Genomic DNA, 25728 nt, shown 5'->3' with positions numbered 1-25728 from the left:
CAAGATTACATAGAAAGATTGTGTCGAAAATCCAAACCTTCAGGTTTGCCTACCAACAGCAACGATGGACTCTCAAGGTTCACTTACGCCAACGACAGCGTGTAACTTAGGAGCAATGGCAACGTCAATACGCTAAAGAAGTTCCCAAACAACACCATGGATGCCACTGTCATCGGTTCGATATTCAGTCGCTCTGCAAATAGATAATTCATGACCGCTGGAGGTAGCATGGTGAACAGCACCATCATTTGTAGTTGCATGGTTGGTAAAGGAATAAACCAATAAATGATTGCAAACGCGATTGCGCCAGTCGTTAACGATTGAACGGTACACCAAACTCCAACTTTTAATCCATCCAGTCTTAGATGGCACATTTGTGAGCCAAGAGAAAGCAGCATTACCGGAACAGCGGCTTGCCCTAGTAGTGCTGTTGCTTCATACAACGGTGTCCACGCGCCAATACCTGATAAGTTCAAACATAATGCGAGTGACGCTGATAAGAAAATTGGCATCTTTATGATTTGTTTCAATGGATTACCGTTACTTAACAACATCACACCTACGCTGATATGTAAGCAAGCTGATACTACAAACAGCAGTACAGCAGAAGAAAGGGCAACTTCGCCAAATGTATAAGTGAACAACGGTATCGCAAGGTTCCCGCTATTTCGAAACATATGAGGTGGAGCCCAAGCTTTAAATGTTAGCCCAGTGATTTTACAAATCGGAATCATGAGTAACCCCGGAATTAAAACCGCAATGATGGCGGCTAAGAGCAGGGGACCTTGTTCAGAGTCGAGCGGCATGCTCACTAATGAGGAAAACACCAGAGCTGGCGTGAATACATCGATATTAATTCGATTGATGGGGCGAAAATCAGGTTTGATATGGCGTCCGACTAGATAGCCCACACCGACAAGAGCGAACACAGGAAAAAGAATATTAATGATCTGATTAATCATGGTCGCCTTAGTGTATATGAGGTAGATGTGCGCTTAGTTGGTTAATCAACTAAGTGGTAATCACAGTATCAAACCTTTATGCATTGCGTCATGGTGAAACAATGAGAACCGTGGATTAAATCAAGCTTTCTCAAAGCACATTAGCTATATGGAGTGGTCGTACCTTTGAACTAATTATTACGTATCAAGTTACATACAAATCACTGAAATACCGATAAGTTTTATGTCATGTGTCTGTAAAATAGCCAATCTCTGATATTTTTATTAAATAGTGATTAATGTCGTTTTGTTATTATTGTTTAGTCATATTGACTGGATATTTTTTGTAATTAAGCATTCACTAAACAAAAAATATTGAAATGTCGCTATTTAACAATAATTTATACATCGGCATTCCTTTTATTCGCAAAGAAAAAAGTTGGCGAAAATCATAAGCTTGTCATACACTTCCTGATGTAACCCCGATATGTTGTTGAATTGGTAGGGTAAAACTGCTCTGGCGCTACACTAGGTAGCATTGTTTAACATAGCTTTGAGGAAAGTTTTATGGCGCTCACAAAAGCCGAATTGGCAGAAAACCTGTTTGATAAATTAGGATTTAGTAAACGGGACGCCAAGGAAACGGTGGAAGTGTTCTTTGAAGAGATTCGTAAGGCACTGGAAAGTGGCGAACAGGTAAAACTGTCAGGTTTTGGTAACTTTGATCTTCGTGACAAGAATGAACGACCTGGTCGTAACCCGAAAACCGGTGAAGATATTCCAATTACTGCTCGACGTGTAGTTACGTTTCGCCCGGGCCAGAAGTTAAAAGCTCGTGTAGAAAATCTAAAAAAAGAACAGTAAAACCAATCAAATAGATCACGCTTAGTCGTGGTCTTTTGTTATGTATGAAATTTGATGTTTCATACAAACGAAAACCACCGCATTGCGGTGGTTTTGTTGTTTCTCAGGCTGCGTTTTGTTTATGCCGCTTCTAAATGCGTCGTTAAGTAAGGCTGCCATGCTTGTTGGTATAAGTTTTTCGCTTGGCTACGCATATTCTTAATGGAAGCCATTTCAAGCTCGCTTAGATTTCGCTTTTCCATTGATGCTTGACGTTCAAGCTTTTGAATTTGCTCATACAGGTCGTGTTCAGGACCATTTTTTACATCCGCAATCGCTTTTAAGTGCAGCTGTACTTCTGCAATCAAATTCGTTTTTGGCAAACGGACTAACAAGTTCAGATCACGGTAGCCAGAAGGGCCAGGTTTCTTAAAGCGGTTTTTGACTTTAACGATAGTTGTTTCGCGCTCTAGCGTTTCGTAAATAGAGACCAAACTTGCCACATCTTCCGCCACAATAGTCGCACGAGCTAAGTCGGTAATACGTTCTACTTGGCCATCCAGTTCATGTGCGATTTTTTCTTCGGCGCGATGTTTAGATTTTACGCCAGCGAAATATGGCTGAGCATCGTTGAGTAGGGCGGTACTTTTACAAATGGTTTCAAGCTCGAATTGGGCTTGATGCGCTTTGCTGTAAAGAATATCGAAATCTGAATAAGGCTGGGTTGGACGAGAGTCGATGGATTGGATTCCATACAAGCCGCTAAGGCTGTGTTTAAATAGTTTAGAACAAACCTCGTTTTGACTAGGGGAACGATTTTGTTCATTACTTGGGGCATTAGGAAGTGCGGCGAATGCCGGCGCACGGCTTAGTACCAAAAGCATCAATGCTGTAGTACGTAGAAATAAGCTCATTCACTCTCCTTAACTTGCTTGCACTTAGAAAATGGGAACGTAAAAGTCGCTAAGACTGGGCAAATTAGGTACTAACTTATTTATGGGGACTTTCCGAAAGATCCCAAGGCTAAAAATTAACCTTTTGGAGGAATCGTGCGTTAGATCACCATTTCTCTTTTCTTTATTCTGCTTAGAGAATAAAGAGTTTGTTCTCCAAGGAACGATGACATCCTATCATCGCAGTATTAACCAAAGATGAACGGCATAGACAAATTTAAAAAAATCATTAGTCTTACCCCACAAAACGAAAATCAGCCAACAAGTAGAAAGTAAGAATGAGAGATCAAGAATTTTGGCACAGTAAGTGGGCCAGTAATCAAATCGGTTTTCATTTGGAAGATGTGAACCCTCTATTGCCAGCGTACTGGCACCATGCGAATCCGAAACGTGAAGACAAAGTCTTGGTTCCTTTGTGTGGTAAGTCTGAAGATCTCGTTTGGTTAGCAACGAAACATGATTCTGTGGAAGGGGTTGAGCTGAGCCAAATAGCGGTGCGTTCTTTCTTTGCCGAACACTTTTATACACCAACTGTGACCCCAATTAGTGGTATGCACGAGTTGTATCAGTTTGATGAACTGTCGATTTATGCTGGTGATTTCTTTACTGCTCCGGTTTCTCAAGCCGATATCGTTTATGATCGCGCTGCGTTGGTGGCTTTGCCGCAAGATATGCGAGAAGAGTACGTAGCGCGCTTGAAGCAGCTTTTGAATCCGGGCGGTCGTATTTTGCTTGTGACATTGAACTATCCGCAAGAGGAAATGGCTGGTCCTCCATTTAGTGTGCCATTGGAAGAAATTCAACAGTTGTTTGCAGGCTACAAGGTAACATGCTTAAACGTCGACCAAGCTGATGAACATCATCCAAAGATCGCGAAAAAGGGTTTAAGCCGTTTCTCTGAAGAAGTGTACTTAATTGAAGCTCAGTAAGACGATTTCCGTACTAGTGAGTTTATAAATAGAACTCGCAAATAAAAGAAAAGCGCAGCGATATAAAGCTGCGCTTTTTTGGATTGTTGAGAACTCAAAGATTAGTAAACGATTTTTACTTTCTTTGCGTTTTCGACCGCGTCTTGAACAGACTCTTCAATAGTTTTACGGCGAGTTAACACGACACCCAAACGACGACGACCATCGATTTCTGGTTTGCCAAATAAGCGCACTTGAGTTTGAGGCTGCGCTAAAGCCTTCGCAACGTTGTCGAAACGAATGTCCGTTGAAGTGCCTTGACCTAGGATCACCGCTGATGCAGAAGGGCCATACTGAACGATTTTATTAATCGGCATTCCAGTAAATGCGCGAACATGAAGAGCAAACTCGGACATTTCTTGAGAAATCATCGTAACCATGCCAGTGTCGTGCGGGCGAGGAGAGACTTCATTGAAAATAACCTTATCACCTTTAACAAAGAGCTCTACGCCGAAAATACCGTACCCACCTAAAGCGTTTACGACTTTCTCTGCCGTGTACTCTGCTGCTTTGATTGCATTTTCCGACATTGCTTGTGGCTGCCATGATTCACGGTAATCACCATCTTCTTGACGGTGACCAATTGGCGCGCAGAAGTGAACACCGTCCACTGCTCTAACGGTCAACAAAGTAATCTCGTAATCAAAATCGATAAAGCCTTCAACGATGACTCGACCTGCGCCAGTTCGGCCGCCTTCTTGTGCGTAGTCCCATGCTTTTTCAATATCGTCTTCCGTTTTGATGACACTCTGTCCCTTGCCAGATGAACTCATGACAGGTTTGACCACACATGGGATACCTACGTGCTCTACTGCGGCTTTAAAGTCATCGTAGTTGTCTGCAAATCGGTAAGGGGAGGTGGATAGGTCTAGTTCTTCTGCGGCTAAGCGACGAATGCCTTCACGGTTCATGGTGAGCTTGGTCGCTTTCGCAGTTGGCACAACATTCAGGCCTTTCTCTTCAAGCTCGACAAGTTTATCGGTCGCGATAGCTTCTATTTCTGGAACAACGTAAGCTGGCTGCTCTTTGTTTATGATCTCTTCTAGAGCTTTACCATCCAACATATCGAGCACGTAGCTACGATGAGCGACTTGCATCGCAGGTGCGTCTGCATAACGGTCACAAGCAATCACTTCTAGACCTAGTCGTTGGCATTCAATTGCCACTTCTTTACCAAGCTCACCAGAGCCTAATAGTAATACACGGGTAGCATTTGCGCTGGTTGCAGTACCGAACATAGTGTTCCCTTACAAAATAAAGTGATGAGACAGAAATTGCAGGGGATCATACTGATTTTTCATTGCGAAGCAAACGTTTGCTTGTGGTTTTTTGTCAATAAAAAAGCTCTACATGTTGTAGAGCTTTTAATGACATATTAGTGAATTTTATACGTTAACAAAACTGACGGGAATATCTGGGTTTAGCGCTTCTAACGTAGACTGTGTGTCTGCTAGGTGACTGATTTTACCCTCAGAGTTTTCAACTAGAGCGGCAGCCTTAATGCTGTCGAAGGTTTCGCCTGCCAACAACACTTGAATCAGTGCTACTTGCAGCGGTGGAAGGCTTGGGTTAAATGCGGCGTTTTCTGCATAAGCACCTTTAAACACACGACCGTTCGCGAGCTCTAATGCCAAACCACCGAGGTTATTGGTATACGGCGCATGGCTCATGTTCATCGCTTCGACGGCTTGTTGAATCAATGCGTCTTCATCATCACACACAAATTGGTGTTTTACTTCGGTCATCAAACCAGACTCAATACCAAGGTCTGCTGGACCAAAAGCTTCTGGTAAGTATTCATGTAATGACTTTTCGTCGCGCTCAGGTAGCTGAACTTTCAACTCTTTAGCTGTCGACAGTTCGTTCATAAACTGGCGGCAGTGACCACAAGGGCTAAAGTTGATGGTGATGTCTTTGACACCGTGTTCGCCTTTCATCCAAGCGTGGCTAATTGCAGATTGTTCTGCGTGAACAGTTTGGCCTAACTGAACACCAAAGAACTCCATGTTTGCACCAAAGTACAGACGGCCAGACAAGCCTCGAACAATTGCACCAACATAGAACTCAGAAATAGGAGCGTAAGAATATGCAGCGGCAAAAGGAAGTAGAGCAACACGCAGCTCTTTATCTGATAGGCTGGTAGCTGAAAGCAATTGCTCAAACTGCTGCGCTGAAAGAGTAGCATCAAAATCGTCGGCTAGGACGATAGGAGCAAGTTGTTTTGAAAGTGCTTCAGGAGCGCTTGCTAGCGCCTGTTCAATGCGACTTTTCATGTTGAATCCTTGTTATTGCATGGACAGTTATTCTATGCAAAGGAGAGAAATGTTCCGTGCTTTGGATCACGTTAAATAATGTAATTGATATTTCTGTTACATAATTAGAGTGAGCTCACACATGTATTCGATTGCAATCGTGTTGAGCGTTAACTTCGTCTCATAAATAACTATATCAATGGATATTCATATACCCAAGTAATGAAAATATGCTAGCAGCGAAAGATAGTGTTTAGTATGAATCTTGTTAGAGCACGTTAGATGGGAAGTGTGCTTTGTAGCGAAAAGCGTTTTCAACGGCGCACTACGATGAGAAAAGGAAAGTGACGGCCTGTCGGAAGGAGGACAGACCGTCACAATGACTTATTGATATAGCCAGACTGCTAAACCAAAAAAGCTCGGAGCGAGAATGGAAGTGATGATGCCGCATAGCACCAACGCTAACGATGAAAATGCAGCGTCGACAGGTTGTTTCTCTGCGCAAGTCGCAGTACCAAGCGCGTGCGATACTGTGCCCATCGTCAAACCACGAGCAATTGGATGCTTAATGCCGATTAGGTTGTAGATTGGGTACGCCAAAATAGCGCCAAGAAGACCTACGATCAGTACTAAGATTGCAGCGACTGCCGCTTCGCCACCAAGGTGGCTTGAGATTTCCATTGCAATCGGAGTGGTCACTGACTTACCTACTAGGCTCGCGATTAAACTGATGTCAGCTTTAAACGCAACGGCGATGAGGGTTGTGGTTGCCATTGACATAATACTTCCGAGCGTACAAGCAAACGTGATGATTCGCCAGTTGGCTTTGATTTGAGGGAGTTGCTCGTACAAAGGGTAAGCCAACGCTACAACAGCTGGTTGTAGTAAAAAGCTGATGCCTTCGTTGTCGGCGTAGTATGTCTCAAACGGTACATTGAGGTACGTTAATAAAGGAATCAGTACTGCAATACTGATCAACAAAGGGTTTGCAAGTGGGCTGTTGATCTTAATTGCGATTTGGCGAGCAATCAGGAAAACGACAATAGTGACAATTAACCACATATTAATGTTTCTCCTTTAGCAAGTAGTCCAGTAGCCAAGCAAGGCTGACCAAGACAATGAGTGAACCACCGACGGCACTGGCGATGATTGGCAATGCATTCGCAAGTAGCATATCGAAGTGCTGCATGAGTCCCACACTGATTGGGACAAAGAGTAAGATCATGTAGCGAATGAATAGCGTTGCGCCCGGTTTTACCCAATCCACTTTGACAAGGCCAAGTGTCATGGAGAAAAACAGTACAAGCATACCGATGACACTTCCGGGAACAGAAACGCCAGTGAATTTTTGAATAGTAATTCCGATTCCAAGTGCTCCCATGATGAGGAAGAGGGAGATGAGCAGTTGGATCAGTTGTAAGAATCGATCTTTTATCATTTTGACAGCATATAAACGACAAGCACACCATAAGGTGCGCTTGGATAAGTAGAAATTAGGAGGCTAGGCTCTCTACATAACGGTAAACGGATTTTAATATTGCAATCTTCTTTTCGTCACTTTCATGTTCGTGAACTAAGTTTTCTAAATTCAGCATATACTCTTCGATTTGGCTTTCAAATACCTCTCGGCAATGAAGTGCCCAGCGTCGTTGCTCTTGCTCATCGAGAGTGCCTGGGAAGTTACGAGCACGGTATCTGAATAGCAGCGGTTTGATGCGTTTATCGTCAAACTCGATATCTAAGGCAGCAAGATTGTTTGGATCGGTTTCGCGGATAATATCCATCGCTGCACGGTCAGCTGGAGAGAAGAACCCATCGTAAAGTTGAGTGTCCACATCATCGCTTTTTTCAAATTGACGTTCGATAGAGAACAAGCCGATTAGTTTTTCTCGAATCTCAGGGTGCTGGCGAAGTAGTGCCAAATTATCGAGACACTTCTGACGATCAATACCGATGTTTTCTGCGTTTTCCGCCGTCAACGTTTTCGCTGGTGCTAAAATAGGGCACTTATTGAGGTGAACCAGTTTCACCGGTACGGGTAGTAGGTCGCCGAGGTCTTCACGCTTGGTGTAGAGACGTTCGTGCAACTCTTCGGTTGAAAGTTCAAGAATTGGCTGCGGATCTTTGGCTAAATCAATCGTAATAACCGCGTTGTTATTCGTTGGATGCCACGCGACAGGCACAATCCAGCTGGTGTATTGGCATTCGCGACCTAACATGCCTGAGACATGCATCAGCGGTGTCATGTTTACAATATCAACCAGTTCATTCAGCTTACGTTTGTGGCGCATAGAGAAGAAGTAATCGAACAGTTTTGGCTGTGCGGCTTTGACTTTCTTTGCCATCTCAATCGTTGCGATAACGTCAGCCATCGCGTCGTGCGCATTACTGTGCTCAATGCCATTTTTAACCGATAAATGTTCTAACTTGAAACTGGTGAAGCCGTCTTCATTCTCGGGCCATTCTACGCCTTCAGGACGCAACGCATGGCATGCACGCAATACATCGAGCAAGTCCCAACGCGAGTTGCCGTTTTGCCAGCTCCACGCGTATGGGTCGATAAAGTTGCGGTAACAGGTGTAACGCGTCACTTCGTCATCAAAACGAATGCTGTTGTAGCCTAGGCTGGTGGTTTTGGGTTTCGATAACTCGGCGTGAATCTTAACAATGAACTCAGGCTCGGATAGACCTTCTTGCATCGCCTTTTGCGGCGTAATACCCGTAATTAATGCAGCTTCCGGAGAAGGTAGATAATCAGCAGGAAGCTGGCAGTACATCACCAGAGGTTCGCCGATGATATTGAAGTTTTCATCTGTGCGAACACCAGCAAATTGGCTTGGACGATCTTTCGCGGGATTTGTACCCCAAGTCTCGTAGTCAAAGAAGAAAAAAGTGGGCTGATTATCTTGGTGCATTCTGCTTACCGTTTACGGAACCGATAAGAGTATTAGACCATTCAACGCCTTGACTAGCAACGAAAGATGCAAGGTGAAGTTGTGAAAATGAAAAAGCCGATGGCGAACCATCGGCTTGAAGTTTTGCATTTGTCTGCTTAGGCAGCAAATAAGGATTAGGCTTTCGTTTCTTCAAGAGCCGTTTCAGCTTCTGAGGACTTCAACACTCGGCTTGCAATGGTGCCTGCCGTCATTGAGCCAGAAACGTTCAGCGCAGTACGAGCCATATCAATCAGAGGTTCAATTGAGATCAAAAGTGCAGCGATCGTTACAGGCAAGCCCATTGCTGGAAGAACAATCAATGCCGCAAATGTTGCGCCGCCACCAACGCCCGCAATACCAAACGAGCTGATAGTAATGATCGCAATCAGAGAAAGAATGAAGTTTACGTCTAGTGGGTTAATACCCATTGTTGGGGCAACCATCACAGCTAGCATCGCAGGGTAGATACCCGCACAACCATTCTGACCAATTGTTGCACCGAAAGAAGCAGATAGGTTCGCGATCGCTGGTGGCACATTGAGCTTGGTCACTTGCGCATCAATATTCAATGGGATGGTTGCCGCCGAACTGCGAGAAGTGAACGCAAACGTCAATACAGGCCAAATTTTCTTGAAGTATTCAACAGGGCTAACGCCAACGAATGAAACCAAAATGCCGTGCACAACAAACATCAAACCAATAGCGACGTATGACGCGACGATAAAACCAAGTAGGTTTAGGATGTCGGATGCATTTGAGGTTGCAACCACTTTCGCCATCAATGCAGCAATACCGTAAGGTGTAAGCGCCATGATCATTTTTACTAAGCGCATAACGATAGATTGAGCCGCTTCAACAAACGTGCGAATTGGTGATTCCAATTCCTCTTTTTCCATCATTACTTTGCGAGCTGCAATACCAGTTAGTACACCAAAAATGACAACAGCAATGATTGAGGTTGAGCGTGCTCCCGTTAAGTCTGCAAATGGGTTTGTCGGAATAAAGCTTACTAGCATTTGTGGAATGGTTAGATCGCTTACTGTACCCGCTCGGCTTTCAAGAACCGCAATTCGAGCCGTTTCACGAGCGCCTTCAGTTAGCCCTTCCGCTGACAGACCAAACGCAGAAGTAACAAGAATACCGATCAAAGCCGAAATTGCTGTGGTGACTAGCAACACAGAAATCGTCAGACCAGAGATTTTGCCAAGTGAGCCACCTTTCTCCAGTTTTACTACCGCAGAAATCATCGAAACCAACACAAGTGGCATGATCACCATTTTTAGCAAGCCGACATAGCCGCTACCAACAATACCAACCCATTCTAGTGTTTTCGAAATGACGTCGCTGCCTTCACCGTGAATAAGCTGAAGAGCCAAGCCAAAAAGAGAGCCAGTAACAAGACCAATTAAAACGAGACGAGAAAGGGTGTTCTGTTTTTGTTGCTGGGTAAAAAGAAAGAATAATATGCCTATAAACACGGCAAGAGAGGCTATCACTGCAAAATCCATAATCTGACCTTATCAATCTGGCGTGAAACGCCGACTGTTTTTTATACGGGGTTATATACTGATGCCGTAAGATAACGCTCAGGATATAACTTTAAAAATGACAAACAGGCATTAGATAGATCTAAAATGAATATAAAAATGAGAGATAAATCTCGTGAACTTACTGTTTAGCGTGATTTTTAAGCAAAATGACTAGTCATAATGATGCAGTAGGTCGAGCATTTCTTTTCTTTGTAGATAAACAACCGAATTTTCCTGATAACTGTAAACTTGATAAATCATCGCTTTGGCCACTTCTTCGGCTTTAATCGGCAGAAAGTTAGACAATTTCCCTATCATAAGTGGGCGAATGACTTTGAATAAAGCTTGAACAAGCTTTTCATCACTTCGCGGGTGATCGCGTTCACCAACTAAAGGGCCTGGACGCACAAACACCACTTCATCAAATCCCATTTTTTCAATGTTCTGCTCCATTTGTCCTTTGTAAGCAAGGTAGTGAGAAGGAGAGAAACGGTTGGCACCTAAACTAGACACCACCGCAAGGCGTTTTACGCCGACCATTTTCATTTGCTGTGCGACCGAAGTGACCAGTTCGACATCGACTTTACGTAGGTTTTCTTTACTGCCTGCTTGCTTGAGAGTCGTGCCCAAACAAATGAAACCTATATCGGGCGTTGTTTGATTTTCATTCCATTGATGAATAGTGAGCTCTGCATCGATGATTGGGATGATCTTGTTTGTTGGGTCATAAATATCTTTAAGTGGGCATCTGGAGAGGGAGTACAAATGAGAAATACCTGACTGAGAAATAAGGTTTTCGACCACTTTGCTGCCGACTAACCCAGTTGCGCCAGCGATGATTACGCAAGTGTTAACATCGTTTGTCATTGTATGCTTCCTCTTTAGAGAACAAGTGCTTAGGCATTAGTAGCTTATGCCAACACGCTGAAAGAGCAAGAATAAGCCGCAACTCTCCATCAAATTTGTGCAGTGGCGAGCTCGATATCGCATGTTAAAAAAAGACCCGTTATTTACGGGTCTTAGGCTCAGGAGAGTGATAAGGGAATTGAGCGCCGGGTTTTGCGCTGCGGTTTGGGCTTGCTTCTCTTAGCAGGGCGACGACTTTGATTGGCAAACATAATTCTCTCTCCATTTTATTGGGACAAGTTAATTCAAGCATTTGTTGTGCCAATCGTTGAGTTTATTAGGTGTTAGACATGTTATAAATGCTTGGTTTTAGTCACTTTGGTTTGTTTTTTGGTTATAGATTTCAATGATTTTCTTGGTTGTATGGGCTTGGTTTTTTGTGCTGGATACCCAGGTGATATGTATTCGTATCACTTTTCTATTTATGTAAAAACAGCGGCCTAGAATCATATTCTTATCAATATGACAGTCAGAATGCTAAAAACATAAGCAAAAAGAGAAAATCAGATGAAATAGAATGAAAGAGGCGTACACTTATTCTCTCATTCGTCGTCAGCCTTTTATCTTGTCTCGTCGTAATGTATACGCAACTGTAGACAACGTTTCTATCGAACGAACACCAATTACTTGAAGGAATACCAAACATGGATTGCTCTTTTTCCGCCGATATTCAAACGCGCATCGATAACAAAACCAAACCCTTAGGTGCTCTAGGGTTGCTAGAAAAAGTCGCATTGCAGTTAGCGTTGATTCAAAGCCAAGATCAAGCACAAGCCGTAGAAGAGATTGTTATTCGCAAGCCAACGATGTTGGTGTTTGCTGGCGACCATGGTGTTGCGAAAGAAGGCATTAGCATCGCACCGAGTGAAGTTACCCAGCAAATGGTTGCGAACTTCCTTGCTGGAGGTGCGGCAATTAACTGCTTTTGCGATGTAAACCAAATCGAATTCAAAGTGATTGACTGCGGTATGCTTGCGCCAATCGAAGTCATGGTTCCTGAGTTTAAATCTCATCCGAATTTAATTGAGCAGCGTTTAGGAAATGGCACTGCCAATTTTTCAAAGCAAGCGGCGATGTCTTCTGAACAAGTGGCGCTTGGTTTGGAATATGGTGCAAGAGTGGCGCAAAGCACCATCTATTCAGGCTCTAACTTACTGATGTTTGGCGAGATGGGCATTGGAAATACCAGCTCGGCTTCCGCATTATTGGCTGCACTCAGCCCGCTTGAGGTAAACCATTGTGTTGGTCTTGGTACGGGCATCAACTCAGAGCAGTTGAGCCGAAAGTTAAAGTTGGTTGCCCAAGGGGTAAGTCGTTGTCGAGATCTAGACACCAAAGCCGTATTATCGCAAGTTGGTGGATTTGAAATCGTACAGATGGTCGGGGCGTTCCTTGAGGCGAAGCGTTTAAAAACGCCAGTGCTTGTCGATGGTTTTATTGTCTCTGTCGCGGCGTATGTTGCCACGTTACTAGACGAAGAAACACGTGACTACATGCTGTTTGCACATCGCTCAGAAGAAAACGGACACAAGTTTGTGTTGGAGTCATTAAAAGCCGAACCTTTGCTAGATTTAGGGCTCCGCCTTGGTGAAGGAACAGGTGCTGCGTTGGCATTGCCGCTATTGAAGGCCGCTGCGCAGTTCTATAATAAAATGGCCAGTTTTGAGAGTGCGGGAGTAACGGTTTAGTGTCTGAGTCAAAAAGTTCACGACAAGCAACGCTACGCTATCAAATGGAGCTATTCCTCTTGGCTGTGAGCTTTTTTAGCCGCTTGCCTGTACCGAGTGACTTACCTTACAGCGAAGAACGTATGAACCAAGCTGGGCGATATTTTGCCTTGGTTGGTGTGATTCTTGGTGTGCTTTGCGCGCTTGTGTTCTACTTCACTCAACTTATTTTCCCTGATTCTGTTGCTATTGTATTAACCATGGCGTTCAGCTTGTTGCTCACCGGTGCTTTTCACGAAGATGGTTTGACTGATATGGCGGATGGCATTGGCGGCGGTATGACGGTTGAGCGTCGTCTTTCTATCATGAAGGACAGCCGCATCGGGACTTATGGCGCCGCAACATTAGTGATGGCGTTGTTGGCGAAGTTTGTCCTTTGGAGCGAGTTGGTGCATTTGCCTGATTTTTGGCTCGTTATTGTTGTGGCCTACACCACGAGTCGTGCCCTCGCTGCAACGCTAATTTACGACATGCCTTATGTGAGTGACAGTGACACCTCAAAAAGCAAGCCGCTTGCGAACAAGCAGTCCTCGTCTGAAGTTGCCATTTTGCTGTTTACTGCGGGCGTGGCTTCGCTCTTTCTCGGAGTAATGCAGACATCATTTATCGTCATCGTTTTGTTTGCATTTCGATTTGCATTCAAACGTTGGCTGACTAAGCGCATTGGCGGTTTTACTGGCGATTGCTTAGGTGCAGCGCAGCAGCTTTCTGAGCTCTTGGTTTACCTTACTCTAATCGCGTTTTATCAAAATATATGAAGCAGTTAATTCTCGGTGGTGCTCGTTCAGGAAAATCGAAACTTGCTGAACAAACCGCAAGACAGTTGTCCGAAAAGCAGAACAAGTCATTACATTATGTCGCTACTGCGTTGCCATTTGATGATGAGATGCGAGAGCGGATTAAGCATCATCAAGCTCAACGTGGGGAAGGGTGGCATGAACACGAATGCCACCTTCGACTTCCTGATTTACTTGCTCATTTTGATGCTAATGACGTTGTATTGGTTGATTGCTTAACGCTGTGGCTGAACAACTGGATTTTTGAGCTAGGTGAAGCCTGCAGTAACGAGTTATTAAAACAAGAGATAGAAAAGCTCACTCAAGCGGTTGAAAATTCTCGCGCGACACTGATTTTTGTCTCTAACGAGGTGGGAATGGGCATCGTGCCGCTGGGTGCTGTGAGCCGCTATTTTGTTGATAATGCAGGGCGCATGAATCAACAGCTTGCTCAAGTATGCTCTCGAGTAACGTTTGTTGCGGCAGGGTTGCCATTGGTTCTTAAAGAATAGGATACGAAGGTAATGAAAACGCTCAATATCTATCTTATGCGTCATGGAAAAGTAGACGCCGCGCCTGGCTTACATGGTCAGACTGATCTCAAAGTGAAAGAGGCCGAGCAGCAGCGAATCGCCATGGCTTGGAAAACCAAAGGATACGACGTAGCGGGGATAATATCGTCGCCGCTTTCTCGTTGTCACGATTTGGCGCAAGTATTAGCTGAGCAACAATTGTTGCCTATGACCACCGAAGACGATCTGCAAGAAATGGACTTTGGTGACTTCGACGGCATGCCATTTGATTTGCTTACTGAACATTGGAAAAAACTCGATGCCTTTTGGCAATCACCCGCTCACCATCCGTTGCCTAATGCCGAGAGCTTAAGCACATTTTCTCAGCGCGTTAGTCGCGCTTGGTCTCAAATCATTAACGATATCAATGACAACTTGTTAATTGTCACGCATGGTGGCGTAATTCGAATAATTCTCGCTCATGTTTTGGGCGTGGATTGGCGCAATCCTCAATGGTATTCGACATTGGCGATAGGAAATGCCTCAGTCACTCATATAACAATTACTATTGATGACCAAATTTACGCCTCAGTTCGTTCAATAGGCGTGCCTCTTGTAGAAGATTAAAATCAGGCGCTGTTGGCCTTCAACGCGAAACAAATCAAGGAAGAAAAGCAGCCCTAGTCATGGAAGAAATCGGCTTTCTAAATCCTATCTTGTCAGGAGGAAGAGGAAAGACCGATTCGATTACATCAAAAGGAACTCTAAAAATGACCACTCCTAGTTGGGACTTATCCATCGTTTACAACGACCTTGCCGACCCTCGAATTCAAGACGATATCGCACTTGTTGAGCAATGCATTGATCTGTTGAATAAGCAATCGCAAGACTGTGAAAATGTTGAAGTGATGCAAAATGCCATTCTGACCAACGAAGCAGCAAGTCGCTTGGCTGGCACGGTCTACAACTTCGCCAATTGCTACTCATCAGTGAACGCTACTAACGCCGAAGCGAAAGCGCTTTCTGGTCGTATGATGCGCATTTTCTCTGAATTGTCTCAAGCGTTTAGTGCTTTCGAACTTACCTTAACGCATGCAGATGATGAGTTCATTGCTCGCGTTCTCGATCACGAAAATCCAGACATCAGCGGTCAAGCTTTCTCTATTATGGAGTCGAGAAAACTGGCAGATACACGCTTGAGTATGGAAGAAGAAAAGCTTTTAGCTGCGATGAGTGTGGACGGAAAATCCGCGTGGGGCAATTTGTACGACAACTTGACGGGTTCGTTAAAGGTTACGTTAGACCATGCTGATGGCACTACTGAAGAGCTCGGTTTCTCCCAAGCTGCAAGTATCCTTTACGGTTCAGAGTTTGACCGCCAAGAAGCGGCATGGCGTGGCGTCCAAAAAGCAATGGAAACGCACCAAGAGCCTTTCGCCGCGATTTTAAATGCACTTGCAGGCTGGCGTTTAACTGAAAACAAAAAGCGCTCGACTAAGCGAGAGGTACACTTTTTAGATCCAAGTTTGTACGGTAGCCGCATTCAATCTGAAACCTTGGCTGCCATGATGAAAGTGGCGAAGGACAGTCGTGATATTGGCCAAAAAGCCGGTAAACTGATGGCGCAAGTGCACGGTTTGGATGAGATGAAGCCGTGGAACCACCTTGCCGCAATGCCTGCATTAAGCGGTGATGCTAAAGTCTACGATTTCAATGAAGCAATCGATGTGATTTGCGAAGCGTTTGAAACCGTCAACCCAGAGATGTCTGAGTTTGTGCGTTTAATGGTTCAAAACGGTTGGATTGATGCCGCGCCAAATGCCAATAAACGTTTGGGGGCGTACTGCACTAAACTACCAGCCACGCGCACACCGTTGGTATTCATGACGTGGAGTGGTAGCCGTTCTGATTTGATGACATTGGCTCACGAACTTGGTCATGCCTTCCATAACTGGGTTATTCGAGATCTGCCGCTTTGCCAAACTTACTACCCAATGACACTTGCAGAAACCGCTTCTATTTTTGCAGAGAATATCGTACGCGATCATTTGATCTCGAAAGCAGAAAGTGTGGATGACAAACTCGAAATGCTTTGGGAAGAGCTGTCTTCTGCGCTGGCGTTAATGATCAATATTCCTGTTCGATACGAGTTTGAAAAAGCATTCTACGAACGTCGTCAGGAGGGAGAATTAACCGCTCAGGATTTCTGTAATCTGATGTCAGAAACGTGGGAAGATTGGTACGGAGACGTGATGAGTGAAGCTGACCCCTATTTTTGGGCAAGCAAGCTGCACTTCTCGATTGCCGATGTGAGTTTCTATAACTATCCGTATCTATTCGGCTTCTTGTTCAGTAAAGGCATTTATGCGCAACGTGAAGCTAAAGGTGAAAACTTCTACATTGATTACGTTAATTTACTGCGTGATACTGGCAACATGATGGCAGAAGAGGTGGTTGAAAAACATCTATCGATGGACTTAACCAAACCAGACTTCTGGCAACAAAGCGTGGAGCTCGTACGCGACAAAGTCGATGAGTTTGAACGCCTACTTGCGCAGCGTAGCCAATAAGAGGTTGAGTTCTGTTGACCCTAGTCGATAAATCTTGCTCGGATAGGGCTTCAGTTCGAACTATTTGGTGGTACTGGCGGTATCTTTGGTTCGCATAGCCGTTTGCTCATAGAAGCAGTGACAAAGCAAATGACCATGTGTTGTATAAAGAATCCGCACACCGCCGAAAAAATCGGCTCAAAAGGTTAACAGACACTCAAACTTGATCAAATCATAATGATCTTACAGAAGGCTGTGGTAAAGTTCACAGCCCTAACACTTTGTAATTGTTTAAAAAATAAACGCCTCAATGCTTGATTTGAGTGCATGGCGCAAATGGGTATCGGATTTTTGATAAATTTAGCGGTTTCTACTCATAAGTGAGATCGCAGCAACAAAAATTCTTTGTACAATTTATTAACATACCCGCCGTGCTATTAAGGAGTAACGCATGACGAAGTCTCTCTTTCGCCAATCGTTTTTAACTGACACGTTAGATGTTCATATTGATGTAGCGCCAGCGGAGCAGGTGCTATCAAACGGCGTACAACTCAAACTCTATCAGCGTGGTGTGCTAGAAGTCATTCCTGAAAACCCGACTCAGGAAACGAAGAACATCATCATCTCTTGTGGTATTCACGGGGATGAAACCGCACCGATGGAGCTGGTGGATTCGATCATTAAAGACATCGAATCTGGATTCCAGAAAGTCGATGCACGTTGCCTATTCATTATTGCTCACCCTGAGTCAACTCTGGCGCATACACGATTCCTAGAAGAAAACCTCAATCGTCTATTCGATGAAAAAGAGCACGAACCAACGAAAGAACTGGCGATTGCTGATACGCTGAAACTGTTGGTGCGAGATTTCTATCAAGATACAGACCCAAAAACGCGTTGGCACCTGGATTTGCATTGTGCAATTCGTGGTTCGAAACATTATACGTTTGCGGTAAGCCCAAAAACGCGCCACCCAGTTCGCAGCAAAGCGTTGGTGGATTTTCTCGATAGTGCGCATATTGAAGCTGTGTTGTTATCCAATTCACCATCAAGTACGTTCAGTTGGTACAGTGCAGAGAATTACGGTGCACAAGCGCTTACGATGGAGCTTGGCCGCGTCGCTAGAATTGGTGAAAACGCTCTGGACAGATTAACGGCATTTGACTTGGCTCTGCGTAATTTGATTGCAGAAACTCAGCCAGAGCACTTATCGAAACCGTGTATTAAATATCGCGTAAGTCGCACTATCGTCCGCTTGCATGATGATTTCGATTTCATGTTTGACGACAACGTGGAGAATTTTACTTCGTTTGTTCATGGTGAAGTCTTTGGTCATGATGGCGACAAGCCTCTGATGGCTAAAAATGACAACGAAGCGATTGTCTTCCCAAATCGTCATGTTGCTATTGGTCAACGTGCCGCACTGATGGTTTGTGAAGTGAAAACGCGTTTTGAAGAGGGTGAGTTGGTTTACGATTAATCCAACATTACTCTTAGAAGTTAATTGCAATCTACCGAGGCTTAACTGTAAGGTTAAGCCTCGTTTGTTTTTATCGGCCACTATGGATTTTCAACAACTTATCTTGAACAAGGAGCGACGCTGGCAGCGTAATCTCGTGATTATGTCAGTCGTACTCGTTTTACTCTCTACTATTCATTTGATGGTCGGGGAGGTTTTCCTTTCTCCTTTTCAATCCCTCTCTGTATTTGAGCAAAAGCTATTACTGGATTTGCGTCTGCCAAGATTGGTCGCAGCAGCAATGATAGGAGCTGCATTGGCCGTATCTGGTGCCACACTACAAGTTTTGTTGGGGAATGTGCTGGCAGAGCCGGGCGTGCTTGGCATTTCTGGTGGTGCAAGTTTGGCGATGGTTTTGGTGATGTTTGCATTGCCTGTGCTGCCAACGCCTATGATCTTTATGCTTGCGGCGATAGCTGGCTCGATGTTGTTCACGCTGATATTGGTTGGTATTGCTCGGGCGATGCATCTCACGACAGCGCGTTTACTGTTAGTCGGTGTCGCGTTGGGTATTTTATCCAGTGCCATCGTGACATGGGCCTTTTACTTCAGTGACGATTTAAGCCTACGCCAGCTAATGTACTGGCTTATGGGGAGCATTGGTGGCGCGAGTTGGTATCAGCACACGGTAACATTAGTCATGTTCCCTGTTCTAGTTTGGCTATGTTGCCAAGGTAAACCGCTCGATAAGTTAATGCTTGGAGAGATTCATGCCACTCAACTCGGTGTCGATGTTCATCAGATGCGCTGGAAGTTGATTTTAGCCATCTCAGTGTTGGTTGGTTGCTCCGTCGCATTAGGTGGCATCATTAGCTTTGTTGGCTTGGTGGTTCCGCATTTGCTGCGATTAGCGTTTGGCACAGAAAACCGTTACTTGTTGCCACTGTCGGCAATATCTGGCGCAGCTTTGCTTGTTTTTGCAGATATTGGTGCGCGACTATTGCTGGATTCCGCAGAACTGCCTTTAGGTGTGATGACGACTTCTATCGGTGCGCCTATTTTCATTTGGATGTTGGTGAAGAGTCATGATGCGCGTTAAGCATATAGCGGTTGGAAGTCGTTTGCTGCCACTTTCATTTGAATGCAAAGCTGGCGAAGTCGTCCACGTTGTCGGACCAAACGGCTCTGGTAAGAGTACGTTACTCGCAGCGATTTCTGGCACATTAACTGGCAGAGATGGAGCGAGCGGTGAAGTTCATGTGGACGACAAAAACTTGCTTACGTTATCTTTGTCGGAACAAGCTCATGTTCGCGGTTACTTATGTCAGCAATCTAGACCTGCATTTAACGTCGATGTTTTTCAATATCTTGCGTTGTCCTTGCCAAGTGGCACTGCGATCACTGATGGTAAAGTTCGTGATGCCGTTAATATGGTGGTCGAGCTCGTCCAACTGCAAGATAAGTTGCACCGCAGCATTCAAACGCTATCAGGCGGCGAGTGGCAACGCGTACGCTTAGCGGGTGTATGCCTACAAGTGTGGAGAACGATAAATCCATACTCGCAGTTGTTGATTTTAGATGAGCCAGCCGCTCCGCTCGACATCGCTCAAGAAGGTTTGTTGTATCAGTTAATCAATGCTATCGCGGCGCAAGGTATTAGCGTGCTCGTGGCGAACCATGATTTGAATCGCACCCTTAAACATGCCGATAAAGTGTTATTGCTCAGTAATGGTGTGTTGCATGCGTCGGGCAGGGCGGATGACGTGCTCTCCGAGACTGGTCTCGCTGAAGTGTTCAAAACTCAGGTCAGAAAAGTGATGATAGACGAGAGACCGTATTTGATCTTCGATTAGAGCCTAGGTTTGTGCTGATAAAATAAAAACGACCCGTATAAGGTCGTTTTTTTTGTTTCTTGAATACTTAACCAAGTATTTATTGAGTTAGCGGTTTTAAGTCCGCTGGACGGTAGTAAACCGACTTGAGCACTTTGCCTTTACGTACGGTTTTTCCTTCAGACACGAAGTCTTGTGCACATTTTGCGATGATGTATTCGCCTTTTTGTACAGCCATCAACTTGATACCTTGCTCTGCGTAGAAGGCTTCGGTCTCAGTATACTCTTGCTCATTGCGGCATACTTTGCTCATGTTGCTTGAATGAACTTCGTCCCAACAAGGAATAAAGTCGATTCCGCGGTTTACTGCAACGTTCAGTAAAAGATCAATGAGGTAGCTGATCGCTAGGTTATCTTCTACTTTGCTGTGACCAAGGTGAACTAGACGACCCATTAGAACGTAAACGCTGTCTACAATCGCATCGGCTTGTTCAGTTTTACAATCTGCTTCTGCTAGCTCTGTTAGCTCTTCGATCGCCAAAGAGGTGTGTAGTGTGTCTGCTTGTGCATCTAGGCTTGCAGCGTCTGCGACTGGTAGGTCGAACGTACTACGGAACTCGGTGATGTCACGGTATAAGTGATCAAAAATCTCTTGGGTTAGCTTTGACTGTTGCATTCTAATGTCCATTGAATCGATTGAAGGGGCAATGATACCAAACCGCACTTTAATCCCCAAGAGATCAGAATCTAACTGATTAGAAATCGTCTCTTGAGGTTCTAAACTGTGGCTTAACGAAATAGATAAGGGAAGAGCTTTTTACGTTCTTCTTCTGAAAGAGCAGAAACTCGCGCGATGTTTGTGTCAGGAATCGATTCAGGGTCAGGGTAGTGTTTCAACACCTTTTCCATACTCTCTTCTCGAATAAGATGGAAGATTGGGTATGGTGATCGATTGGTTAAGTTCTCGTCATCTTCTGGCGCTGCACCACCGAAGCAATAGTCGGGATGGAAAGTCGCCACTTGGAATATACCTTCCCAATCCTGTTGTTTTATCAGTCCTTCAACCCAATCGATGCAGAAGTTGTAGTCCCAGAAATCTTTCAGCATGTTAGGTACGACGACCAATGTTGTTTCCAGCTTTTCTGGTTCGGTGGTGCTGAGTTCAATAAGTTGCAGCAGAATATCCTCAAGCAACGCTTCTTCTTGTGTTGCTTCGCTGACAAAAATCTTGATTTGTTTGTTACGCTGCGGCTTTGCAGCGAAAGGACACAAATTCAGACCAATCACGACATCATTAAGCCATTGATCGACTTGTTGCGTGATCGCATTAATATCTGTATTCGGTGTTTCTTGTGTTGAGCGCGTTGGCATACGACTTTCTTGCTTTTATGAATTTGGCGCAAGCATAACAGAGAAGCCGATTAACTTCTTCCCAAGCTTGCTACATCAGTGTTGCTGTCGGTATCTACGCTTTCACAAATGTGTTTTAAGTAGGCAATGGCAGCAAACATCACGGCATACAAAACGCTTCCGCCAAGCAGTACGGTTGACCAACCGCCATGTTGCCAACAGTAGAGCAATAAAAACCCACCTAAACTTCCGCCAACATAGTAGTGCACCAAGTACAAAGCTGTTGCGGTTGCTTTTGCTTGTGTTGCGTTTTGGCCTACCCAGCCGTAAGCCAAAGTATGGGTAAAAAACGCGCCAAAACTAATCAGCAGAAGACCGATAAGCATAGCGGCGAGGCTCTCAAAAGCCGCAATCCACATGCCTGCCATGCTAACCACAGCGCCTAAGAACATACCTAGAATAGAAGAATAACGTTTGCTCCAATGCCCTGCGCATCGAGAAGAAAAAGTTCCTCCCAAATAACAGATGAATATCAACGATGCCAGACCGACCGGAACGTTGTGCGGCGCACTAACTAAGCGAAACCCCATTACGGAGTAAAGATTGACGAACAACGCAAAGTTAAGGCCGCCGATGAGCATTGCAAACCAAACCCGCTGATTTCGGAAGTGGCCAATAATGGCGCGATTTTGGTGTCTTAAGCTGCTGGATGAAGGTGTGAAGTTGCGCTGCTTTGGCAATAAGTAGTGCACGCAGATTACGCCAATCAGTGTTACAACCATCATGACTTCGATGGCGACATCGACACTAAAGTTATCCGCCAACAAACCGCCGCTAATACGTCCTGCGATACCACCTAATGAGTTTGCTGCAATGTAAGTACCAATGGCCATTGAAAATGCGTGCTTATCAAGTTCTTCTGCCATGTATGCGACGGCAACAGCGGCAAATGCGGCCAAAGCGATTCCGATTAATGCTCGGCATGCCACCAAAAATATAAATGAGTCTCCGAGTAGCATCAACGCAGAAATGGCAGGAATAGAGAACAAGCCAACCATCATCACTGGCTTACGACCGATGGATTCGGACAAGACCGCCATTGGCACCAAACTGAATGAAAGCGCTAACGTTGAGGCGGCAAACAACCAGTTAACCTGCGTTTCTGAAATGGAAAACAGCGTTGCGAAGGTCGGCAGCATAGGTTGTAAAAGGTATAGGTTAGAAAAAACCAAAAAAGAACCAAGCGCCAGAGATAGCGTAATGCGTTTGTATTCCGGAGTACCAAAGCTGACCATGTTTCCTGCCTGATAGGAGCAATAAAGGAGATTGTGATCAATCTATCAGTTGGATATGGATTAAAAAAATATATTAAAAATATGGATACGATATATTTTTGATCTTATGGAATCGAAACAACTGAAACATTTTCTAGCTGTCGCTGAGCATGGCAATATCACCCACGCAGCTAAGGCACTTCATATCGCGCAACCAGCGTTAAGCATTTCGATAAAAAAATTCGAACAGTCACTCGGCGTGACGTTGTTTCGTCGTGAAGATAAGAAAATCAGCCTAACGAAAGAGGGGGAAACCTTACTCATTCACGCGCAGCGAGTGATTCAACAACTGCACGATGCGCAATTAGCGATTGATGAGCTAAAAGGTTTAGCGAAAGGAGAAGTTCGCCTCGGCACGCCTTCTATGATGGGGAGTTACTTCTTCCCGAGAATCGTGATGGCGTTTAAGAGCCAGTTTCCTGATCTGAAATTGACGCTCGTTGAGGCTGGCACGCAATCTATTCGTCGAATGTTGCTCAATGGACAACTCGATATCGGCGTGATCAGCTGTGACGATGTACCCGAAGATCTAGAAACGGACCATTTGTTCAGCAGCCAAATGGTGGCCGTTGTTGCTCCCGAGCATGAGCTAGCGCAGCGTGAAGCCATAACGTTTGATGAATTTTTCGAGCATGAATTGGTGATGTTTCAGCACGGATATTTTCATCGAGAATTCTTAGACCATGTCAGTGAAGAGCACGGTTTCAGCATGAAGTCTTCCTTTGAAACCAACTTGCTGCCGCTGATATTGAGCATCGTCAGGCAGGAGTTTGCCATTACGGCCCTGCTTGAGCTTGTTACTCAAAACGAGAAGGGGGTTGTTGGCATTCCGTTTTATCCACCAGTAACGCTCGATTTGGCACTAGCTTGGCGGAAAGAAGGGTATTTATCTATCGCAGATCGGACGTTTATTGATTTTGTGAAACGTTACGTCTGATACAAAAAGAGCTTCTTATTTCAGAAGCTCTTGTCACTATCCATTTATAGGCGATTAACTGCCACTGTACATCTTTTCGAAGTTCTTCGGATTCCAACCGATCATTACTCGGTCACCAATCTTCAATACAGGCACAGAGCGAGCACCAAGTGCATCAAGCTCTTTACGACCACGTTGCATTTTCGCGTTACAAAGGCGGTAATTAATGTTTTTCGAATCAAGATAACGTTGAGCATCTTTGCAGTGAGGGCATTTGTCTTTGACGTAAAGAACGACACGTTTCATTGAATTTCTCTCCATTATCATTGGGAGGCGAAGTCTACTATATGCTTCTTCAACTCTCCAGAACTTGATTTGTTGAGTAAAAGAATGAGGTTTGGAAAGTGAAAGTCATAAAAATGTAATGCCAATTAAGAACGTAAGGTTGGGAAAAAGTACCAAACGCTTTGATTGGTACCTGTAGCAATAGAACTTAAATATCCTTTTATCTACTATCTGAATACTAATTGTTGCATTGATATGATGTTTTTATGAATTGTTGTAACTAATTCACTTAAACGTCGAGTTTTACTTTAAATTCGGAAGAGAAAATGTCAGGGAAGCGGGTCGCGAAAAATACTCTTTTTCAGATCGTCAAAATGCTAATTACGACCGTAGTTAACCTGTATATGGTACGTGTTTTACTCCATCAACTTGGTGTTGAAGGTTACGGTGTTTTCAACCTTATTGCCGGCGTTTTGGCGTTAATGCTGTTTTTAAATGGAGCAATGACAACATCAAGCCAGCGTTATTTGTCTTTTTACAGTACCCAACAGTTAGAAAAAAGAACTAGCGTCTTTGCTACCACAAAATCGCTACATATTGTTGTTGCTATGATTATTTTTTTACTGTTATTTTCACTGCAAACTTTTATTTTTGAAGATTTAATTAACATACCAGTATCAGTTGTTTCTTCCGCTCAATCGTTATACCAGATTATGGCTGTCGGCGTATTAGCATCTGTAGTAACCGTGCCATTTAATGCGCAAATTAATGCCAATGAAGATTTAGGTATTGATGCTGTGTTTAGTGTTTTTGAATCACTGCTTAAGTTGATTTCGACATTTTTGATTATCCTCTTTGAAAATCAACTAGTCGCTCTGGGAACGTTGTTTGTCTCAGTTTCTTGGACAATGCTTATTGTGAAGGTGGTTTACTGTCGGATTAAATATGAAGAATGTAACCTTCTAAACTTCAAATTAGATATTGCCTTATTTAAAGAAATGATTGGCTTCACTAGTTGGAACTCGTTTGGCGCCATTTGTGGCGTTGCTAGAGTTCAAGGCTTAGCTGTTGTGCTTAATCATTTCTTTGGCGTTTATATCAATGCTGTTTATGCCATTGCTGTTCAAGTAAATGGAAAGCTAAAGGAATTTAGCATTAACATCATGAAAGCATTCAATCCACGAATCGTAAAGGCAGAAAGCAAGGGTAATAGGGAGGAAATGCTCCACTTATCCATGTTAGCAAGTCGTTTTAGCTTGTTGCTTTACTCAGTCATCGCGCTGCCGATCTTTTTTGAAACAGATTTTATGTTGTCGATATGGTTGGGAGATTATCCTGATGGTGTACTGACTTTTATCAAGCTATTTTTAGTACTTGCGTTTGTAAACCTTACGACGGTTGGTCTTCAAACGGCTATACAAGCAACCGGAGACGTAAAGGCTTACCAGTCAACAATTGGGTCAGTGCTGCTGCTAACTGTGCCATTGGCCTATATTTTCCTATCGTTAGGTTATCCCCCTTACACCGTTATCGTTGTTTCCATTTTTATGGAGGTAGTTTCTTGTGGAATGAGGCTCGCTTTTCTCAAGCTCAAAGCCGGGTTATCCATTAAGAAATATATATTGTTTGTAATCAACAAAGCGCTTCAAGTACTAATACC

The 25728-nt window shown here is 44.2% G+C and carries 25 protein-coding genes; 12 read left to right on the top strand and 13 right to left on the bottom strand.

What is annotated here, in order from left to right; translation table 11 throughout:
* Positions 1-83 precede the first annotated feature (83 nt).
* Positions 84-962 carry an AEC family transporter gene (locus ACF8CV_RS14325; RefSeq protein WP_138937471.1) on the bottom strand — a complete coding sequence of 293 codons (879 nt, stop codon included), beginning with the start codon at positions 960-962 and terminating at the stop codon, positions 84-86.
* 546 nt (positions 963-1508) lie between these two features.
* Between ACF8CV_RS14325 and ihfA the strand changes: the two genes are divergently transcribed.
* A complete protein-coding gene (gene ihfA / locus ACF8CV_RS14320) occupies positions 1509-1805 on the top strand; it encodes an integration host factor subunit alpha (protein ID WP_005462650.1) in 297 nt (98 codons plus the stop codon).
* 119 nt (positions 1806-1924) lie between these two features.
* Here ihfA and ACF8CV_RS14315 read toward each other — a convergent pair whose 3' ends face one another.
* The gene (locus ACF8CV_RS14315; protein ID WP_069508512.1) at positions 1925-2698 is read right to left on the bottom strand and encodes a phosphoribosylglycinamide formyltransferase; all 774 of its coding nucleotides are present in this window, start codon (positions 2696-2698) and stop codon (positions 1925-1927) included.
* A 317-nt stretch (positions 2699-3015) separates the two neighbouring features.
* On the opposite strand from ACF8CV_RS14315, the gene ACF8CV_RS14310 reads away from it, so the two are divergent.
* The gene (locus ACF8CV_RS14310) at positions 3016-3666 is read left to right on the top strand and encodes a thiopurine S-methyltransferase (protein ID WP_021486580.1); all 651 of its coding nucleotides are present in this window, start codon (positions 3016-3018) and stop codon (positions 3664-3666) included.
* 101 nt (positions 3667-3767) lie between these two features.
* Here ACF8CV_RS14310 and purT read toward each other — a convergent pair whose 3' ends face one another.
* From purT to ACF8CV_RS14275, 7 genes are all read right to left on the bottom strand, one after another.
* On the bottom strand, positions 3768-4943 hold the full coding sequence (purT, locus tag ACF8CV_RS14305; RefSeq protein WP_021453637.1) for a formate-dependent phosphoribosylglycinamide formyltransferase: 1176 nt from the start codon (positions 4941-4943) through the stop codon (positions 3768-3770).
* 147 nt (positions 4944-5090) lie between these two features.
* Positions 5091-5978: a cytidine deaminase gene (gene cdd, locus ACF8CV_RS14300; RefSeq protein WP_392417039.1), complete on the bottom strand. Its 888-nt coding sequence runs from the start codon at positions 5976-5978 to the stop codon at positions 5091-5093.
* A 363-nt stretch (positions 5979-6341) separates the two neighbouring features.
* Positions 6342-7019, bottom strand: a complete 678-nt coding sequence (locus tag ACF8CV_RS14295; protein WP_024701131.1) for an LrgB family protein — start codon at positions 7017-7019, stop codon at positions 6342-6344.
* Between the two features lies 1 nt (position 7020).
* Positions 7021-7395 (bottom strand): CidA/LrgA family protein, encoded by a 375-nt coding sequence (locus ACF8CV_RS14290; RefSeq protein WP_005455074.1) that lies wholly within the window; start codon positions 7393-7395, stop codon positions 7021-7023.
* Positions 7396-7450: 55 nt separating this feature from the next.
* The gene (sbcB, locus tag ACF8CV_RS14285; protein ID WP_138937472.1) at positions 7451-8872 is read right to left on the bottom strand and encodes an exodeoxyribonuclease I; all 1422 of its coding nucleotides are present in this window, start codon (positions 8870-8872) and stop codon (positions 7451-7453) included.
* Between the two features lie 155 nt (positions 8873-9027).
* Positions 9028-10401: an L-cystine transporter gene (locus ACF8CV_RS14280; RefSeq protein ID WP_138937473.1), complete on the bottom strand. Its 1374-nt coding sequence runs from the start codon at positions 10399-10401 to the stop codon at positions 9028-9030.
* A gap of 192 nt (positions 10402-10593) precedes the next feature.
* The gene (locus ACF8CV_RS14275) at positions 10594-11289 is read right to left on the bottom strand and encodes an NAD(P)H-binding protein (protein ID WP_138937474.1); all 696 of its coding nucleotides are present in this window, start codon (positions 11287-11289) and stop codon (positions 10594-10596) included.
* 683 nt (positions 11290-11972) lie between these two features.
* Between ACF8CV_RS14275 and cobT the strand changes: the two genes are divergently transcribed.
* The 8 genes from cobT (at position 11973) to btuD (ending at position 20204) form a co-directional block, all read left to right on the top strand.
* Positions 11973-13016, top strand: a complete 1044-nt coding sequence (gene cobT / locus ACF8CV_RS14270) for a nicotinate-nucleotide--dimethylbenzimidazole phosphoribosyltransferase (protein ID WP_025627178.1) — start codon at positions 11973-11975, stop codon at positions 13014-13016.
* Between the two features lie 44 nt (positions 13017-13060).
* Entirely contained in the window at positions 13061-13813 is a 753-nt protein-coding gene (locus tag ACF8CV_RS14265; RefSeq protein ID WP_031809668.1) for an adenosylcobinamide-GDP ribazoletransferase, read from the top strand.
* Positions 13810-14343: a bifunctional adenosylcobinamide kinase/adenosylcobinamide-phosphate guanylyltransferase gene (gene cobU, locus ACF8CV_RS14260; protein ID WP_138937475.1), complete on the top strand. Its 534-nt coding sequence runs from the start codon at positions 13810-13812 to the stop codon at positions 14341-14343. The genes ACF8CV_RS14265 and cobU overlap by 4 nt, the downstream gene beginning before the upstream one ends.
* Before the next feature lie 12 nt (positions 14344-14355).
* Complete coding sequence (gene cobC, locus ACF8CV_RS14255) at positions 14356-14970, top strand: alpha-ribazole phosphatase (protein ID WP_138937476.1); 615 nt, start codon at positions 14356-14358, stop codon at positions 14968-14970.
* Between the two features lie 143 nt (positions 14971-15113).
* Entirely contained in the window at positions 15114-16913 is a 1800-nt protein-coding gene (locus ACF8CV_RS14250; protein ID WP_138937477.1) for a M3 family oligoendopeptidase, read from the top strand.
* 430 nt (positions 16914-17343) lie between these two features.
* Positions 17344-18372, top strand: coding sequence for a succinylglutamate desuccinylase (locus ACF8CV_RS14245; protein WP_138937478.1), 1029 nt, complete (start codon positions 17344-17346; stop codon positions 18370-18372).
* Positions 18373-18454: 82 nt separating this feature from the next.
* Positions 18455-19450 (top strand): vitamin B12 ABC transporter permease BtuC, encoded by a 996-nt coding sequence (btuC, locus tag ACF8CV_RS14240; protein ID WP_023667280.1) that lies wholly within the window; start codon positions 18455-18457, stop codon positions 19448-19450.
* Positions 19437-20204, top strand: a complete 768-nt coding sequence (gene btuD / locus ACF8CV_RS14235) for a vitamin B12 ABC transporter ATP-binding protein BtuD (protein ID WP_029854498.1) — start codon at positions 19437-19439, stop codon at positions 20202-20204. Before btuC ends, btuD begins: the two co-directional genes overlap by 14 nt.
* A gap of 79 nt (positions 20205-20283) precedes the next feature.
* On the opposite strand, the gene ACF8CV_RS14230 is transcribed toward btuD, so the two are convergent.
* The 3 genes from ACF8CV_RS14230 to ACF8CV_RS14220 all read right to left on the bottom strand — a co-directional run bounded on the left by ACF8CV_RS14230 (position 20284) and on the right by ACF8CV_RS14220 (position 22828).
* Entirely contained in the window at positions 20284-20859 is a 576-nt protein-coding gene (locus ACF8CV_RS14230; protein WP_392417032.1) for a nucleoside triphosphate pyrophosphohydrolase family protein, read from the bottom strand.
* Positions 20860-20972: 113 nt separating this feature from the next.
* A complete protein-coding gene (locus ACF8CV_RS14225; RefSeq protein ID WP_005495484.1) occupies positions 20973-21554 on the bottom strand; it encodes a DUF1415 domain-containing protein in 582 nt (193 codons plus the stop codon).
* Positions 21555-21604: 50 nt separating this feature from the next.
* The gene (locus tag ACF8CV_RS14220; protein ID WP_017448620.1) at positions 21605-22828 is read right to left on the bottom strand and encodes an MFS transporter; all 1224 of its coding nucleotides are present in this window, start codon (positions 22826-22828) and stop codon (positions 21605-21607) included.
* A gap of 106 nt (positions 22829-22934) precedes the next feature.
* Between ACF8CV_RS14220 and ACF8CV_RS14215 the strand changes: the two genes are divergently transcribed.
* Positions 22935-23804 carry a LysR family transcriptional regulator gene (locus ACF8CV_RS14215; RefSeq protein WP_029855844.1) on the top strand — a complete coding sequence of 290 codons (870 nt, stop codon included), beginning with the start codon at positions 22935-22937 and terminating at the stop codon, positions 23802-23804.
* 54 nt (positions 23805-23858) lie between these two features.
* Here ACF8CV_RS14215 and ACF8CV_RS14210 read toward each other — a convergent pair whose 3' ends face one another.
* Entirely contained in the window at positions 23859-24089 is a 231-nt protein-coding gene (locus ACF8CV_RS14210) for a glutaredoxin family protein (protein ID WP_005454961.1), read from the bottom strand.
* Positions 24090-24394: 305 nt separating this feature from the next.
* Between ACF8CV_RS14210 and ACF8CV_RS14205 the strand changes: the two genes are divergently transcribed.
* On the top strand, positions 24395-25728 hold a 1334-nt coding region (locus ACF8CV_RS14205), incomplete at its 3' end, for a hypothetical protein (RefSeq protein WP_392417028.1).

The organism is Vibrio sp. zbq_1, assembly GCF_043102935.1.
In the GTDB taxonomy this organism is placed as follows: Bacteria; Pseudomonadota; Gammaproteobacteria; order Enterobacterales; family Vibrionaceae; genus Vibrio; species Vibrio parahaemolyticus.
The sequence above is the reverse complement of the archived record's forward strand: the minus strand, read 5'-3'. Positions and strand labels throughout refer to the sequence as shown.